Below are 17,448 nucleotides of genomic sequence, written 5' to 3' on the forward strand. Positions count from 1 at the left end.
CCCCGGCGGTGTTCCACGCCTGTTCGTAGAAGTCGATACGGACGCACCGGAACACTGCCTCCGGCCGCCCGACGGCGACGCGCAGAGGACCTGACCCGGCTGGCGCTGCACGGCTCGGTGTTCAACGGCGTCTACGACGTCACCACGGCGAGCGGCACCAAGCGGGTGCTGAAGTTCACCACCGCCAGCGTCGACATCGAGAACCTGGACATGTCGACCATCCAGATCCCCGGCCTGACCTTCCACGTGAAGAGCCGTCAGGGCTCGACCTCCACCATGCGCAACGGGCCGATCACCATGTACGTGGAGAGCCTGTCGGGCAACCTGGCGGCGGTCTACGGCCTGCCGGTCCCGATCGACCTGGGCACCATCACGCTCACCCCGGACACCCTGCCGAAGTGGCTGTGGGACCTGCTGGGGGCGGTGCCGATCCCGCTGGACCTGACCCTGACGAACGCCAAGGCGGTGCAGGCGGGCCAGTTCGGCGGCGACCTGGCCATCCCGGGCATGCGGCTGTTCAACGACAAGGAGCCGTACGACGGCTGACCGGCCGCCACGGAACGCCGCAGGGGCGGGACCCGGTCCTCGGGTCCCGCCCCTGCGGCGTTCGGGCGTCGGTGCGGGGGTGCTCAGTCCTCCGAGCGGGTGCCCAGGTGGTGCACCTGCACCATGTTGGTGGTGCCCGGGATGCCGACCGGCACGCCGGCCGTGACGATCACGGTGTCGCCCTCGCTGAGGCGGCCCATCTTGAGCAGCTCGCGGTCGACCTGCTCGACCATCTCGTCGGTGGTGGCCACCTGCTCCGAGACGTACGCCTCGACGCCCCAGCTCAGCGAGAGCTGGTTGCGGGTGGCGACGTCCGGGGTGAAGGCGATCACCGGGATCGGCGAGCGGTAGCGGGACAGGCGGCGGGCGGTGTCACCGGACTTGGTGAACGCGACCAGCGCCTTGCCGTCGAGGAAGTCGCCCAGCTCGCACGCGGCACGGGCGACCGAGCCGCCCTGGGTGCGCGGCTTGCGGCCCGGGTTGAGCGGCTGGAGGCCCTGCGAGAGCAGCTCCTCCTCGGCCTTCTCGGCGATCCTGCTCATGGTCTTGACGGTCTCGACCGGGTACTTGCCGACGCTCGACTCGGCGGACAGCATGACCGCGTCCGTGCCGTCCAGGATGGCGTTGGCGACGTCGGAGACCTCGGCGCGGGTGGGGCGCGAGGCGTGGATCATCGACTCCATCATCTGGGTGGCGACGATGACCGGCTTGGCGTTGCGGCGGGCCAGGGTGACCAGCTGCTTCTGGACCAGCGGCACCTTCTCCAGCGGGTACTCGACCGCGAGGTCGCCGCGGGCCACCATGATCGCGTCGAAGGCGAGGACGATCTCCTCCATCGCCTCGACGGCCTGCGGCTTCTCGATCTTGGCGATGACCGGCACACGAATGCCGACCTCGTCCATGACCTTGTGCACGTCGTCGATGTCCGCGGCGTTGCGGACGAAGGACAGCGCGACCATGTCGACGCCCAGCTGCAGGGCGAAGCGCAGGTCGTCCTTGTCCTTCTCGGACAGCGCGGGGACGTTGACCGCCGCGCCGGGCAGGTTGATGCCCTTGTTGTTGGAGAGCACACCGCCCTCGACCACCACGGTCTTCACCCGCGGGCCGTCGACGCTGACGACCTCCAGGGCGATGACGCCGTCGTTGATCAGGATCGGGTCGCCGGGCTTCACGTCGCCGGGCAGGCCCTTGTAGGTGGTGCCGCAGATGTGCTGGTCACCGGGGACGTCCTCGGTGGTGATGGTGAACGTGTCGCCGTTGTCAACGGTCACCGGGCCGTTGGCGAAGGTCGCCAGACGGATCTTGGGGCCCTGCAGGTCGGCCAGCACACCGATGGTGCGGCCGGTGTCCTCCGAGACCTGGCGGACGCGGCGGTACCGGTCCTCGTGCTCGGCGTGGGAGCCGTGGCTCATGTTGAGGCGGGCGACGTTCATGCCCGCTTCGACGATGGCCTTCAGCTGTTCGTAGGAGTCCGTCGCGGGACCCAGGGTGCAGACAATTTTCGCTCGGCGCATATCCGTCAGTCTATCCGTTCGTGTTATCGGTGCATTCAGCTCGAATCGTCAGATATCGCCAACGAACATTCCGAGGGGTGGGATACTGACGGGTAGTCATCCCGCGCCGGGCCTACACCTCACGGACCAGCGCGAACGTCTGCTGGGCGATCTCCAGCTCCTCGTCGGTCGGCACCACGGCGACGGTGACCCGCGAGTAGGACGGCGAGACCGTCCGCGCGTCCCGGGAGCGCACCGCGTTCAGTTCCGGATCGACCGAAATGCCCAGCTCCTCCAGATTGGCACAGACCGCGGCCCGCACCTCGGCGGAGTTCTCCCCGACGCCCGCGGTGAACGCCACCGCGTCCACCCGGCCCAGCACCGCGTAGTAGCCGCCCAGGTAGCGCCGGATCCGGTGCACGTACGAGTCGAAAGCCAGCTTGGCGTCCTCCTCGCCCTCCTGGGCCCGGCGCACCACCTCGCGCATGTCGTTGTCCCCGCACAGGCCCAGCAGGCCGCTGCGCCGGTTCAGCAGGTCGTCGATCTGGTCGATGCTCATCCCGCCCACCCGGTGCAGGTGGAACACCAGGCCCGGGTCCGCGTCGCCCGAACGGGTGCCCATCACCAGGCCCTCCAGCGGGGTCAGGCCCATCGAGGTCTCCACGCACACCCCGCCCGCCACCGCCGAGGCCGAGGCGCCGTTGCCCAGGTGCAGCACGATCACGTTCAGCTCCGCCGGGTCCCGGCCGAGCAGCCGGGCGGTGGCCCGGGAGACGTACTGGTGCGAGGTGCCGTGGAAGCCGTAGCGGCGCACCCGGTGCTCGTCGGCGGTCTTCCGGTCGATCGCGTAGCGGGCCGCGTGCTCCGGCAGCGTGGCGTGGAACGCGGTGTCGAACACCGCGACCTGCGGCAGGTCCGGGCGCAGCCCCCGGGCCACCTCGATGCCGGTGATGTTCGCCGGGTTGTGCAGCGGCGCGACCGGGATCAGCCGGCGGATCTCGCTCAGCACCGCGTCGGTGACCAGCGTCGGCCGGGTGAAGCGCAGCCCGCCGTGCACCACCCGGTGGCCGATCGCCGCCAGCTCCGGCGAGTCCAGGCCCATCAGGTCCTTCGCCAGCTCCTCGGCGACCGCCTCCAGCGCCGCGTCGTGCCCGCCGAAGCGGCGCAGCGTTTCGCGCGGCTCCCCGGTCAGCGGCAGGTGCAGCAGCCGGCCGTGCTCCTCGCCGATCCGCTCCACCAGGCCGGCGGCCAGCTTCGAGCCGTCCAGCATGTCGATCAGCTGGTACTTCACCGAGGACGACCCGGCGTTCAGCACCAGGACACGGGTACCGGTGGTCACTGCGCGCCTCCTGCGGCGGGGGTCTCGACGACGGGCTGGGACTGGATCGCGGTGATCGCCACGGTGCTCACGATGTCCTCCACCAGCGCGCCCCGGGACAGGTCGTTCACCGGCTTGTTCAGGCCCTGCAGCACCGGCCCGACCGCGATCGCCCCGGCCGAGCGCTGCACCGCCTTGTACGTGTTGTTGCCGGTGTTCAGGTCCGGGAAGACCAGCACGGTGGCCCGCCCGGCCACCTCCGAACCGGGCAGCTTGGTCGCCGCGACCCGCGCGTCCACCGCCGCGTCGTACTGGATCGGACCCTCCACCAGCAGGTCCGGGCGCAGCTCGCGGACCAGCTCGGTGGCCTTGCGGACCTTGTCCACGTCCGCGCCCGAGCCCGAGGCGCCGGTCGAGTACGACAGCATCGCCACCCGCGGCTCCACGCCGAACTGGGCCGCGGTCTCCGCCGACTGGATCGCGATGTCGGCCAGCTGCCGGGCGTCCGGGTCCGGGTTGACCGCGCAGTCGCCGTACACCAGCACCCGGTCGGCCAGGCACATGAAGAACACCGAGGAGACGATCGCCGCCCCCGGCGAGGTCTTGATCACCTCGAAGGCCGGGCGGATGGTCGCCGCGGTCGAGTGCACCGCGCCCGAGACCATGCCGTCCGCGATGCCCTCCTGCACCATCAGGGTGCCGAAGTACGAGACGTCGGTGACCACGTCCAGCGCCCGCTCCACCGTCATGCCCTTGTGCGCCCGGGCCTTCGCGTACAGCTCGGCGAAGCGCTGGCGCAGCGGGCTGGCCGCCGGGTCGACGATCCGGGCCTGCGCGCCCGCGTCCCCGGCCTGCGGGAACTCGATGCCCAGCGCGGCGAGCCTGCGGTGCACGGTGTCCGGGTCGCCGAGCAGGGTCAGGTCGCAGATGTTGCGGCGCAGCAGCACCTCGGCGGCCCGCAGCACCCGGTCCTCGGCGCCCTCCGGCAGCACGATGTGCCGGCGGTCCGCCCGGGCCCGCTCCAGCAGCGCGTGCTCGAACATCATCGGGGTCACCCGCTCGGACCGGCTCAGCTCGATCCGGCTGGTCAACTCCACGGTGTCCACGTGCAGTTCGAACAGGCCCAGGGCGATCTCGGCCTTCCGCGGGCTGTTCGGCCCGATCCGGCCCTCCAGGTGGGTGAGCGCGGCCGCGGTCAGCCAGGAGCCCTCGGTCACCTCCGCCACCGGCGTGCCCGGGGCCAGCCGGGAGGCCAGCGCCATCACGTTCGGGCCCGGGTGCTGACCGAGCGTCAGCAGCACGCCGGCGATCGGCGGGGAGCTCGCCGCGTGCGCGGCCAGCGCCCCGATCACCAGGTCCGCCCGGTCGCCCGGGGTCACCACCAGCGCCCCCTCGGTCAGCGCGTTCAGGAAGGTCGGCAGCATCGCCCCGCCGAACACGAAGGTGCGCACGTCCCGGGAGAGCCCCGCCGCGTCGCCCAGCAGCACCGTCGCGCCGGTCGCCTCCACCAGTTGCGCCACCGTCGGCGCGGCCAGCGCGGGCTCCTCCGGGATCACGTACACCGGCACCGGCAGCTTCTCGGTCAGCGTCCGCTGCACCTGCTGCTTGGCCCCCGGGCGGACCCGGTTGGCCACCATCGCCAGGATCGAGCACCCCAGGTCCCGGTACGCCCGGTGCGCGTTGCGCACCTCCGCGACCACCGCCTGCGGGTCCTCGTGCCGGCCGCCGACCACCGGCAGCACGCCCGCCCCGAACTCGTTCGCCAGCCGGGCGTTGAAGGCCAGCTCGTCCGGGATGTTGGTCTCCGAGAAGTCGGTGCCCAGCACCAGCACCGCCTGGCAGCGCCGCTCCAGCTGGTGGAAGCGCTCCACCAGCGCCGAGACCAGCTCGTCCTGCCCGCTGGCCGCCTGCAGCGCCGCCGCCTCGTCGTACGTCAGCCCGTACAGCTCCGACACCGGCAGGTCCAGCCGGTACCTGCCGCGCAGCAGCTCCACCACGTGGTCGCTGCCCGCCCCGTCCCCGTCCGCCGCGTGCACCAGCGGGCGGAAGACGCCCACCCGGTCCACCTGACGGGTGAGCAGTTCCATGACCCCGAGCTCCACGGCCTGCCGGCCGTCCCCCCGGTCGATCCCGGTCACGTACACGCTGCGCGCCACGGTGGAGCTCTCCGTCCGGTCGTCCCAGGCATCGGTCATACCGACCATACCGTCGTACAACACGGGGAACTCGCTCGCGGCACCGCGGCTACCGCCGCACGGGTCGGCGGCGGCCGCGGTCGGGGCTCAGCGGACCGGTCGGAGCCAGACGGTGGCCAGCGGGGGCAGCACCAGCTCCGCCGAGCGCGGCTGGGCGTTCCACTCCTCCGCCTCGGACTTCACCGGGCTGGAGTTGGCCACCCCGCTGCCGCCGTACCGCTCGGCGTCGGTGTTGAGCGCCTCCTCCCACAGCTGCTCGGCACCCTCCAGCCGGGGCAGGCCGACCCGGAAGCCGTGCCGCACCACGGGGGAGAAGTTGCAGACCGCGACCAGCGGGCTGCCGTCCGCCGCGAACCGGACGAAGGACAGCACGTTGTCCTCGGCCGCGCCGCCGTCCAGCCAGGCGAACCCGGCCGGGACGGTGTCCTGCTCGTACAGCGCCGGGGTGTCCCGGTAGACGTGGTTCAGGTCGCCGACCAGGCGCTGCACGCCGCGGTGGTCGGCGTGCGCGGACCAGCCCTCGTCCAGCACCCACCACTGCGGGCCGTGCTCGTGGTCCCACTCCGCGCCCTGGGCGAACTCCTGCCCCATGAACAGCAGTTGCTTGCCCGGGTGGGCCCACATGAAGCCCAGGTAGGCGCGGTGGTTGGCGCGCTGCTGCCACCAGTCGCCGGGCATCTTGGAGACCAGCGCCTGCTTGCCGTGCACCACCTCGTCGTGCGAGATCGGCAGGATGTAGTTCTCCGAGTAGGCGTACACCATCGAGAAGGTCATCTCGTTGTGGTGGTACTTGCGGTGCACCGGCTCCTTGGCGATGTACACCAGCGAGTCGTGCATCCAGCCCATGTTCCACTTCAGTCCGAAGCCCAGGCCGCCGCTGTCGGTCGGCCGGGTCACCCCGTCCCAGGCGGTGGACTCCTCGGCCACCGTCAGCACGCCCGGGCAGCGCCGGTAGACGGTGGCGTTCATCTCCTGCAGGAAGGAGGCCGCGTCCAGGTTCTCCCGGCCGCCGTACTGGTTGGGCGTCCAGGCGCCGCCCTCGCGGGAGTAGTCGAGGTAGAGCATCGAGGCGACCGCGTCCACCCGCAGGCCGTCGACGTGGAACTCCTCGCACCAGTACACCGCGTTGGCGACCAGGAAGTTGCGCACCTCGGTGCGGCCGTAGTCGAACTCCAGCGTCCCCCAGTCCGGGTGCTCGGCGCGCAGCGGGTCGGCCGGCTCGTACAGCGGCTCGCCGTCGAACCGGGCCAGCGCGAAGTCGTCCTTCGGGAAGTGCGCGGGCACCCAGTCGACCAGCACGCCGATGCCGTGCCGGTGCAGGGTGTCGACCAGGAAGCGGAAGTCGTCGGGGGTGCCGAGCCGGGCCGTCGGGGCGTAGAAGCCGGAGACCTGGTAGCCCCAGGAGCCGCCGAACGGGTGCTCCATCACCGGCATGAACTCGACGTGGGTGAAGCCGAGTTCGGCCAGGTACCCGGGCAGCACCTCGGCGATCTCGCGGTACGTGGTCAGCTCCGGGCGCCAGGACGCCAGGTGCAGCTCGTAGACCGACAGCGGGGCGCGGTGGTGCACGGTGCGGGCGCGCCGCTCCATCCACTCGGCGTCCTGCCACGCGTGCCGGGAGACGGTCACCACCGAGGCGGTGTCCGGCGGGCACTGGGCGGCCCGGGCCAGCGGGTCGGCCTTCTCCAGCCGCTGCCCGTGCCGGGTGAGGATCTGGTACTTGTAGCGGTCGCCCTCGCCGACGTCCGGCAGGAACACCTCCCACACGCCCGAGGAGCCCAGCGAGCGCATCGGGTGCGCGGTGCCGTCCCAGTGGTTGAACGAGCCGATCACCCGCACGCCCACCGCGTTCGGCGCCCAGACCGCGAACGCGGTGCCGGTCACCCCGTCCACCGTGCGCACGTGCGAGCCCAGCGCCTGCCAGAGCTGCTCGTGCCGGCCCTCCCGGATCAGGTGCAGGTCCAGCTCGCCCAGCGTCGGGGCGAACCGGTAGCCGTCCTGCTGGACGAGCGGCTCGCCGCCCGGGTACGTCACCCGCAGGGTGTAGTGCGGGAAGCTCTGCCCGGTCAGCAGGCCGGTGAACAGGCCGTCCTGCTGGTGCGTCAGCTCGGCCGGGCCCAGCTCGGTCTCCACCACCACCCGCTCCGCGAACGGCCGCAGCACCCGGATCGCGGTGCCCGCGGGCAGCTCGTGCGCGCCCAGCAGCGCGTGCGGGTCGTGGTGCGCCCCGGAGACCAGCCGCTCCACCTCGGCCGGCGGCAGCGGCGCCTCGGGCAGCCGCAGCGCGCCCCCGCCGGCCTGCGGCCGCGCCGCCGCACCCGCCCGGGCGGCCTTCGCCGGAGCCTTAGCGGGCGCCTTCGCCGCGGGCTTGGCGGGCGCCTTGGCGGGAGCCTTCGCCGTCGGCTTCGAGGGGGCCTTCGCGGCGGGCCGCCCGGTGGCGGCCCCGCTGCGCGGACCGCTGCGGAACGTGGCCGGGACGGCCGGTTGGCGGTCGGCGGACGGGTCGAGCGGACCGAGCGGGGTCACGGCGGAATCCTCCAGGATCGGGTGCCTTGCGCGGGGACGCGGGAGTCGTGGTCGACTGCGGTGCGGGGAAGGGGAGTTGCGGACCTGCGGGGGAGGGCGCCGTGCCCGGCCGCCCGGTGGGCGGCCGGGCACGGGTCAGACGGTGTCGGCCAGCCGGTTGATCGCGGCCAGCGGGATCGGCAGCCAGCTCGGCCGGTGCCGGGCCTCGTAGACCACCTCGTACACCGCCTTGTCGATCTCCAGGGCGCGCATCAGCTCCGGCGTCCCGGCCGGGTCGACGCCGCCGCCCGCGGTGTAGCCGGCGCAGTACGCGGCCCGGTTGCGGGCGGCCCAGGCGGAGGCGAGCAGGGCGAGCTCCGGGTCCTGGCCGGGGGCGCCGGCCAGCAGGTGGGCGGCCGCGTAGTCGAAGGACCGGAGCATCGCCGCGACGTCCCGCAGCGCGGGCTGCGGGAGGCGGCGCTCGGCCAGCGGCTTGGCGGGCTCGCCCTCGAAGTCCAGCAGCACCCAGCCCTGCGGGGTGCGCATCGCCTGGCCCAGGTGCAGGTCGCCGTGGATCCGCTGGACCGGCAGCCCGTCCAGGTGGGCCTCGGTGAGCTGCTGGAACGCGGCGCGCAGCGCCGGGCGGTAGCGCATCAGGCCGGGCACGGCGGTGACCGCGGAGTCCAGCCGGTCGGCCATCGCGCCGGCCAGTTCGGCGATCCGGGCCCGGTCCAGCCGGGCGGTGGGCATCGAGCGGGCCAGCACCCGGTGCACCTCGGCGGTGGCCCGGCCGAGCCGGTGCGCCTCGATCGCGAAGTTGCCGGGCGAGGGGTCGCCCTTGAGCCGGGCGACCTGGTCGAGGGCCAGCTCCCAGCCGTCCTCGGCGTCCGCCAGGTAGCGCTGCAGCAGGCCCAGGGTGGCGGGCTCGGAGCGTTCCAGCCGGCACTCGAACCAGGCGGCGACCCGGGGGATGCGGGTCGACCCGGCCCGGGACAGCGCCAGCGAGAGTTCCAGGTCGGGGTTGGTGCCCGGGCTGATCCGGCGGAACAGCTTCAGGATGAACTCGGTGTCGTAGATCACCGAGGAGTTGGACTGCTCGGCGGTGCACGCCCGCCCCGGCAGGTTGCCCGGCAGGCCGGGGCCCGGGGTGCGGCGGAACGACAGCGAGCCGAACCGGTCGCCGGTGGCCAGGTGCTCCAGCAGCCGGCCGGTCAGCTCCGGGTCGTGCACCGCGTCGTAGAGCGTCGCCCCGTCGTAGGTGCCGCCCGTCAGCCGGCCCAGCACCGCCATCGGGCCGACCGAGGCGGGCTGCTCCGAGCGGATGCCCAGCAGCAGCTGGTAGACGTCCCCCGGCCCGGCGGTGGCGCCGCCGTGCTCGACCCGCAGCAGCAGGTGCAGCAGGGCCGGGTCGCCGACCTGCAGCGGGGTGCCGACCACCGGGGTGAGCGCGGCGATCGGCCGGCCCTTGCCGGCGTACCAGCGCTGGGTGGGCAGCCACTCGGCGATCAGCGGCAGCGCCGCCTGGACCAGCTCGCTGACTCCGGCGGCGGTTCTCCGGACCCCCGGTGCGCGTGTGCCCACCGGTCCGGTGGCGGCGTCGGAGGGCTCACGGTGCACGTGGGCTTGAGAACGGGAGGGTTCGGACATGACTCCCTTTCCCCGGAAGCGGGCGGCTGCCCGACGAATCGTGGCCGGGCCCAGCAGTCTTCCGGATTTCGGCGGCGCGGCGGCGACGGCACGCGAGCAGCTGCTCGGTGTCACGCCTTCGTGTGGGTGGCCGTTGGGCTGTTCTCCGTACGCGGTGGTGCGAAGACCCCCGGGGGCGCGCGAGGCATTCCGCGCGCCCGCGGAGGGTGACGTCCCGTTCGGGGCCTGAGGGATCGTTACTTCGTGGACGTGCTGCGGCGCTCCGGCTGCTACCGGGACCCGGACGGCTTCGTCCGGTCCTGGCGCAGCTGGAACCAGTAGAACCCGTGACCGGCCAGCGTCAGCAGGTACGGCCACTCGCCGATGGCGGGGAAGCGCACGCCGCCGATCAGCTCGACCGGGTACCGCCCCCCGTACTGCCGCAGGTCCAGTTCGGTCGGCTGCGCGAACCGCGAGAAGTTGTTCACGCACATGACCAGGTCGCCCTCGTACTCGCGCACGAAGGCCAGCACCGCGGGATTGCTGGAGGGCAGCTCGGTGTAGCTGCCGAGGCCGAACGCCGGATTGAGCTTCCGGATCTCGATCATGCGACGCGTCCAGTGCAGCAGCGAACTCGAACTGCTCTGCTGCGCCTCGACGTTGGTCACCTGAAAGCCGTACACCGGATCCATGATGGGCGGCAGACTGAGCCTGCCCGGGTCGGCGGACGAGAAACCCGCATTGCGGTCCGGCGTCCACTGCATCGGGGTGCGGACGCCGTCCCGGTCGCCCAGCCAGATGTTGTCGCCCATGCCGATCTCGTCGCCGTAGTACAGCACCGGCGAACCGGGCAGCGAGAGCAGCAGCGCGGTGAACAGCTCGACCTGGTTGCGGTCGTTCTCCAGCAGCGGCGACAGCCGGCGGCGGATGCCCACGTTGGCCCGCATCCGCGGGTCCTTCGCGTACTCCGCGTACATGTAGTCGCGCTCCTCGTCGGTGACCATCTCCAGGGTCAGCTCGTCGTGGTTGCGCAGGAAGATGCCCCACTGGCAGCCCGAGGGGATCTCCGGGGTCTTCGCCAGGATCTCGGAGACCGGGTAGCGGGACTCCCGGCGGACCGCCATGAAGATCCGCGGCATCACCGGGAAGTGGAACGCCATGTGGCACTCGTCGCCGCCGGAGCCGAAGTCGCCGAAGTAGTCGACCACGTCCTCCGGCCACTGGTTGGCCTCGGCCAGCAGCACGGTGTCCGGGTAGTTGGCGTCGATCTCCTTGCGCACCCGCCGCAGGAAGTCGTGGGTCTCCGGCAGGTTCTCGCAGTTGGTGCCCTCGCGGGCGTACAGGTACGGCACCGCGTCGAGGCGGAAGCCGTCGATGCCGAGGTCCAGCCAGAACTTCAGCGCGGCCATCACCTCCTCCTGCACCTGCGGGTTGTCGTAGTTCAGGTCCGGCTGGTGGCTGAAGAAGCGGTGCCAGTAGTACTGCTTGCGGACCGGGTCGAACGTCCAGTTCGAGGACTCGGTGTCGACGAAGATGATCCGGGCGTCCGGGTACTGCTTGTCGTCGTCGGCCCACATGTAGAAGTCGCCGTACGGCCCGTCCGGGTCGTTGCGGGACGCCTGGAACCACGCGTGCTGGTCGCTGGTGTGGTTCACCACGAAGTCGATGATCACCCGCATGCCGCGGGCGTGCGCCGCGTCGACGAACTCCACGAAGTCGGCCAGGTTGCCGAACTCCGGGAGCACCGACTGGTAGTCCGAGACGTCGTAACCGCCGTCCCGCAGCGGGGAGTTCATGAACGGGGGGAGCCAGAGGCAGTCCACCCCCAGCCACTGGAGGTAGTCGAGCCGCGAGGTGAGCCCCTTGAGGTCACCGACGCCGTCGCCGTTGCTGTCCTGGAACGAGCGCACCAGCACTTCGTAGAAGACCGCGCGTTTGAACCACTCGGGGTCGCGGTCCCGGGCGGGGGTGTCGGCGAAGGTGTCGGGGACGGGCTCGTTGACTGTCACTGCGGGTTCCTCCGAACCGTGAGGAGGTGGGCCGGCCCGGAAGAGGGATCGAGCCGGACGTAGTTGTGACGGCCCCAGGCGTAGGTGGCGCCGGTCAGCTCGTCGTGCACCGTCAGCGGCCCCGGCGCGTCGAGCGTCACGGTGGCCTCCTGGGCGTGGTGCGGGTCCAGGTTCACGACGCAGATCACGTGGTCCTCCAGCCCGTCCTCGGTGACGGCGGTCTTGGAGAACGCGAGGATCCGCTCGTTGTCGACGGGGTGGAAGCGCAGGTCCCGCAGCTGCTGCAGCGCGGGGTGCCGTCGGCGCAGCCGGTTCAGGGCGGTCAGCAGCGGCGCGAGCGAGTCCTGCCGGGACCAGTCGCGCGGGCGCAGCTCGTACTTCTCCGAGTGCAGGTACTCCTCCGAGCCGGGCGCCGCCGCCTCGTTCTCGAACAGCTCGAAGCCCGCGTACACCCCGTAGGTCGGCGAGAGCGTCGCCGCCAGCACGGCGCGCACCGCGAACGCGGCCGGGCCGCCGTGCTGCAGGTACTCGGGCAGGATGTCCGGCGTGTTGGCGAAGAAGTTCGGCCGCATGTAGGCGGCCGCCTCGCCGGTCAGCTCGGTCAGGTACTCGGTCAGCTCTGCCTTGGTGTCGCGCCAGGTGAAGTACGTGTAGGACTGGTGGAAGCCCACCTTGCCCAGGGTGTGCATCATCGCCGGGCGGGTGAACGCCTCGGCCAGGAACAGCACGTCCGGGTCGGTGCGGGCGATGTCCGCGAGCACCTTCTCCCAGAAGACCACCGGCTTGGTGTGCGGGTTGTCGACCCGGAAGATCCGCACCCCGTGGCCCATCCAGAAGCGCAGGATCCGCACCGTCTCGCGGACGATCCCGTCGAAGTCCTGGTCGAAGTTGACCGGGTAGATGTCCTGGTACTTCTTCGGGGGGTTCTCGGCGTACGCGATGGTGCCGTCCGCGCGGTGGCTGAACCACTCCGGGTGCTTGTGCACCCACGGGTGGTCCGGCGAGCACTGCAGCGCGAAGTCGAGGGCGATCTCCAGGCCGAGCGCCGACGCCTCGGCGACGAAGTGGTCGAAGTCCTCGATCGTGCCCAGGTCCGGGTGGACGGCGTCGTGGCCGCCCTCCGGGGAGCCGATCGCCCACGGCGAGCCGACGTCCCGCGGACCGGCCGCCAGGGTGTTGCCGGGGCCCTTGCGGTGGGCCCGGCCGATCGGGTGGACCGGCGGCAGGTACACCACGTCGAAGCCCATCGCGGCCACCGCGGGCAGCCGCTCGGCGGCCGTCCGGAAGGTGCCCGACACCGGCGGCTCGACGCCCGACGGGTCGACCACCGCGCCCTCCGAGCGCGGGAAGAACTCGTACCAGGAGCCGAACAGCGCCCGCTTGCGGTCCACCTGGAGCGGCTGCGGGCGGGTCGCCGAGACCAGCTCGCGCAGCGGGTGGCGGGCCAGCAGCGCCGTCACCTCCGGGTCCAGCGCCGCCGCGTAGCGGCTCAGCGGCGGCAGGCCGGAGTCGCGCAGCGCGTCCACCGCCGCGAGCACCTGGGCCCGGCCGTCCTTCTTCGGCACCCCGGCGGCGGCGCGCTCCAGCAGCTGGGCGCCCTCCTCCAGCACCAGCGCGGTGTCGATCCCGGCCGGGAGCTTCACCGCCGCGTGCTTCCTCCAGGTCGCCACCGGGTCCGACCACGCCTCCACCAGGTACGACCAGCGGCCCGGCGCGGTCGGCGTGACGTGCGCCCCCCAGCGGTCGCTGCCCTCGGACAGCTCGCGCATCGGCGTCCACGGGCCGGAGCGGCCGCGCGGGTCGCGCAGCACCACGTTGGCGCCGACCGCGTCGTGCCCCTCGCGGAACACCGTGGCCGAGACCAGGAAGCGCTCCCCCTCCACGGCCTTGGCCGGACGCCGGCCGGCGTCGACGAGCGGGGTCACGTCAAGCACGGGGATGCGGCCGATCACGGTGTCGCTCTCTGTCGTCTTGCGGGTGGGACGGGCGGCGGCGCGCTTGGCGGCCGGACGCGCGGCGGGCTCGGCGGAGCCCGCGGGGTCGGTGGGTGCCGCGGCGGTCCTCCGGGCGGGGGTGCGGGCCGGTTTCGCGGCGGCCGCGCCGTCGGACGCCGCGCCGGACCTGACGGTGGTGGTCCGTTTCGCGGCGGCCTTGCGGGGGGTGCCCGCGGCGCGCCTCACGGCCGGTTCGGCGGCCTTCCGGCGGGCCGCGCCCGCGCGCGGGGCCGGTACCGGGGGCTCGCCGGCGGACGGGGCGTCCGCCGGGAGGACCGGGGCTGACGGGGTGTCGGGTGCGTCGTCCGTCGGCACCGTGGACTGGTCCCGCGTGTCGCCGTGCATGCCAATGCTCCTGCCCGAGATCGGCGGCAGCTCCCGCGGCAGCGGCGCCGAGGGAGTACCGGGGGGACTGCTGGGGTGAGGAAGGACGTGCGGCCGGAGCCTGCCCGTGCCGACGGCCCCGGCAACCCCGCCCACCGGTCGCGGCCACGCGGTGGCGCGCCGAGCCGGACGCACGTGTCCCGGCGCGCGTCGCTCGGTGCACGCCCCCCTCGTGACCCAACCCACCGGAAAACGACCGGACAGGGAACAAGGACACGCGAAGACGCGGCGACTGGGGCCGAATGGGCTAAGGAAAGTGAGGGTTCGTCGAACAAGACATGCAGCAGCCGAGGCAGCAGGGGGCGACCACCCGATCGCGCACCAGCGGCACTCACGACCTTGTTGCATCCTCGCACCACCGGCAAGGGCTACGTGCGGGTAGGCGCGCGGTTTCAGCCGGTATGCAACGGTGAAACAGACACCCGAAACACCTCCGTCCCCAGAAGTTCACACCCGACGGCGCTTCTTTTCCCAGCGTGCGCCCCCTGCGCGCCGGTATTTGCCACCACGCGCCCGGAACGATCTCAACACTGCTCCGAACGGGTGTGCCGCCCGCCAGTTGACGCCCCCTCAGGCGTACGCCCGGGGCTACGCTCCCTCACGTGAAGGCAATCCGCAGGTTCACCGTCCGCACCGTCCTGCCCGAACAACTGCAGCCACTGCACGAGCTCGCGCTGAACCTCCGCTGGTCCTGGCACCCCGAGACGAGGGAGCTGCTGCGCTCCGTCGATCCGGACGTGTGGGCCGCCGTCGGAGAGGACCCGGTCCGACTGCTCGGCGAGGTCCCGGCGGCCAGGCTCGCCGCGCTCGCCGCGGACCGGCGCTTCCTGCGCCGCCTCGGCGACCTGTCCGACGAACTGCGCGACTACCTCACCGGCCCGCGCTGGTACCAGGGCGCGGGCGACCCCGCCGGGGCAGGCGGCGACCTGCCCGCCGCCGTCGCCTACTTCTCCCCCGAGTACGGCATCGCCGCCGCGCTGCCGCAGTACTCCGGCGGACTCGGCATCCTGGCCGGCGACCACCTCAAGGCCGCCTCCGACCTCGGTGTCCCGATCATCGGCGTCGGCCTGTTCTACCGGCACGGCTACTTCCGGCAGTCCCTCGACCGGGACGGCTGGCAGCAGGAGCGCTACCCCCTGCTCGACCCCGACGCGCTCGCCGTCACCCTGCTGCGCGAGGAGGACGGCACCCCCTGCCGGATCGACCTCGCGCTGCCCGGCGGCCGCACCCTGGCCGCCCAGGTCTGGCGCGCCCAGGTCGGCCGGGTCCCGCTGCTGCTGCTCGACTCCGACGTCGAGGCCAACGGCCCCGCCGAACGCGACGTCACCGACCGGCTCTACGGCGGCGGCAGCGAGCACCGGCTGATGCAGGAAATACTGCTGGGCATCGGCGGCGTCCGCGCCGTCCGCACCTACTGCCGGCTCACCGGCCACCCCGCGCCCGAGGTCTTCCACACCAACGAGGGCCACGCCGGCTTCCTCGGCCTGGAGCGGATCGGCGAACTCGTCACCGCCCACCCCGGACTCGGCTTCGCCGACGCCCTGGAGGCGGTCCGGGCCGGCACCGTGTTCACCACCCACACGCCGGTGCCGGCCGGCATCGACCGCTTCGACCGCGCCCTGGTCGGCCGGCACTTCGGCGGTGACGCCGCGCTGCCCGGCGTCCCGGTCGAGCAGGTGCTCGCGCTCGGCGCCGAGAGCTGGGAGGGCGGCGACCCCCGGCTGTTCAACATGGCCGCGATGGGCCTGCGGCTCGCCCAGCGCGCCAACGGCGTCTCCACCCTGCACGGTGCCGTCAGCCGGGAGATGTTCCGCGGCCTGTGGCCCGGGTTCGACGCGCCCGAGGTCCCGATCACCTCGATCACCAACGGCGTGCACGCCCCCACCTGGATCGACCCCGCCGTCGTCCGGCTCGGCGCCACCGAGATCGGCCAGGAGCGCGCCGAGGCCGCGATGGCCGTCGGCACCGCCGAGCAGTGGACCGGCCTGGAGCGGATCGGCAACGCCGAGGTCTGGGAGCTGCGCCGCTCGCTGCGCGCCCAACTGGTCGACGAGGCCCGCGGCCGGCTGCGCGCCTCCTGGCGCCAACGCGGCGCCGGGGAAGCCGAGTTGGGCTGGACCGAGAACGTCCTCGACCCCGACGTGCTGACCATCGGCTTCGCCCGCCGGGTCCCCTCGTACAAGCGGCTCACCCTGATGCTGCGCGACCCGGCCCGGCTGCGCAGGCTGCTGCTCGACCCCGAGCGGCCGGTGCAGATCGTCATCGCGGGCAAGGCGCACCCGGCCGACGACGGCGGCAAGCGGCTGATCCAGCAGCTGGTCGCGTTCGCCGACGACCCGGCGGTGCGGCACCGGATCGTCTTCCTGCCGGACTACGACATGGCGATGGCCAAGACGCTGTACCCCGGCTGCGACGTCTGGCTGAACAACCCGCTGCGCCCGCTGGAGGCCTGCGGCACCTCCGGGATGAAGGCCGCGCTGAACGGCTGCCTCAACCTGTCCATCCTCGACGGGTGGTGGGACGAGTGGTACGACGGCCAGAACGGCTGGGCCATCCCCACCGCCGACGGCGGCACCGGCGAGGGAGTGGTCGACCCGGAGAGCAGGGAGGCCGAGCACCGCGACGACATCGAGGCCGCCGCGCTCTACGACCTGATCGAGCACCAGGTCGCCGCCCGGTTCTACGACCGGGGCGCGGACGGGCTCCCGCACCGGTGGATCTCCATGGTCCGGCACACCCTGGTCACGCTCGGCCCCAAGGTGCTGGCCGGGCGGATGGTCCGCGAGTACGTCGAGCGGCTGTACGCCCCGGCGGCCGCGGCCGAGCGGCGGCTGGCGGGCCCGGCCGGCGACTACGCGGCGGCGAAGGAGCTGGCGGGCTGGAAGGCCGGCGTCCGGGAGGCGTGGCCCGCGGTGCGGGTCGAGCACGTCGAGGCGGACGGGGCGGGCGAGGCCCAGGAGCTCGGCGCGACGCTCGCGCTGCGGGTCCAGGTCAACCTCGGACGGCTCCGGCCCGAGGACGTCGAGGTCCAGGTGGTCGCCGGACGGGTCGACGAGAGCGACCGGATCTCCGAGGCCGCCACGCTCGCCCTCAAGCCCGCGGGCGGCGGTACCGACCTCGACGGCCGGATCCGCTACGAGGGCCACCTCGAACTCTCCCGCACCGGCCCCTTCGGCTACACCGTCCGGATCCTGCCCACCCACCCGCGGCTCGCCTCGGTGGCCGAGCTGGGACTGCTGGCGGCGCCCGCCGAGACCGGCGGGATGGACGCGGGCGTGCTCATCTCGGCCTGGGCCGAGCTCAACGGCACCCTGCTCAGCCGGGCCCGCACCACGCTCGACGACATAAGGGGTTCCGGCAACTACGAGCTGTCCAGCC

General features: G+C 72.7%; 9 protein-coding genes. 2 read left to right on the forward strand and 7 right to left on the reverse strand.

The genetic code is table 11. From position 1 onward, the window contains the following. Positions 1-117 precede the first annotated feature (117 nt). Positions 118-546, forward strand: coding sequence for a hypothetical protein (locus ACWEO5_RS33620; protein ID WP_452165916.1), 429 nt, complete (start codon positions 118-120; stop codon positions 544-546). Between the two features lie 83 nt (positions 547-629). On the opposite strand, the gene pyk is transcribed toward ACWEO5_RS33620, so the two are convergent. The 7 genes from pyk to ACWEO5_RS33655 all read right to left on the reverse strand — a co-directional run bounded on the left by pyk (position 630) and on the right by ACWEO5_RS33655 (position 13,644). Next, positions 630-2,060 (reverse strand): pyruvate kinase, encoded by a 1,431-nt coding sequence (gene pyk, locus ACWEO5_RS33625; protein WP_344553044.1) that lies wholly within the window; start codon positions 2,058-2,060, stop codon positions 630-632. A gap of 112 nt (positions 2,061-2,172) precedes the next feature. Then, entirely contained in the window at positions 2,173-3,378 is a 1,206-nt protein-coding gene (locus ACWEO5_RS33630) for an acetate kinase (RefSeq protein ID WP_452165917.1), read from the reverse strand. After that, positions 3,375-5,513: a phosphate acetyltransferase gene (gene pta, locus ACWEO5_RS33635; protein WP_452165921.1), complete on the reverse strand. Its 2,139-nt coding sequence runs from the start codon at positions 5,511-5,513 to the stop codon at positions 3,375-3,377. Before pta ends, ACWEO5_RS33630 begins: the two co-directional genes overlap by 4 nt. A gap of 126 nt (positions 5,514-5,639) precedes the next feature. Further along, positions 5,640-8,078 carry a 1,4-alpha-glucan branching protein GlgB gene (glgB, locus tag ACWEO5_RS33640; RefSeq protein WP_452165918.1) on the reverse strand — a complete coding sequence of 813 codons (2,439 nt, stop codon included), beginning with the start codon at positions 8,076-8,078 and terminating at the stop codon, positions 5,640-5,642. Between the two features lie 135 nt (positions 8,079-8,213). Further along, positions 8,214-9,704: a maltokinase N-terminal cap-like domain-containing protein gene (locus ACWEO5_RS33645; RefSeq protein ID WP_344553041.1), complete on the reverse strand. Its 1,491-nt coding sequence runs from the start codon at positions 9,702-9,704 to the stop codon at positions 8,214-8,216. Positions 9,705-9,973: 269 nt separating this feature from the next. Continuing rightward, positions 9,974-11,692: a maltose alpha-D-glucosyltransferase gene (gene treS / locus ACWEO5_RS33650; RefSeq protein ID WP_452165919.1), complete on the reverse strand. Its 1,719-nt coding sequence runs from the start codon at positions 11,690-11,692 to the stop codon at positions 9,974-9,976. After that, on the reverse strand, positions 11,689-13,644 hold the full coding sequence (locus tag ACWEO5_RS33655; RefSeq protein WP_452165922.1) for an alpha-1,4-glucan--maltose-1-phosphate maltosyltransferase: 1,956 nt from the start codon (positions 13,642-13,644) through the stop codon (positions 11,689-11,691). Before ACWEO5_RS33655 ends, treS begins: the two co-directional genes overlap by 4 nt. Before the next feature lie 1,028 nt (positions 13,645-14,672). On the opposite strand from ACWEO5_RS33655, the gene glgP reads away from it, so the two are divergent. Beyond that, positions 14,673-17,448: alpha-glucan family phosphorylase (gene glgP / locus ACWEO5_RS33660; protein ID WP_452165920.1), on the forward strand; the 2,776-nt coding region annotated here is incomplete at its 3' end.

This window comes from Kitasatospora sp. NPDC004272 (genome assembly GCF_053603035.1).

Bases quoted from the DNA above. Each gene is read 5' to 3' on its own strand.
- pyk (WP_344553044.1), bottom strand. From the start codon at position 2,060: ATGCGCCGAGCGAAAATTGTCTGCACCCTGGGTCCCGCGACGGACTCC.
- ACWEO5_RS33645 (WP_344553041.1), bottom strand. From the start codon at position 9,704: ATGTCCGAACCCTCCCGTTCTCAAGCCCACGTGCACCGTGAGCCCTCC.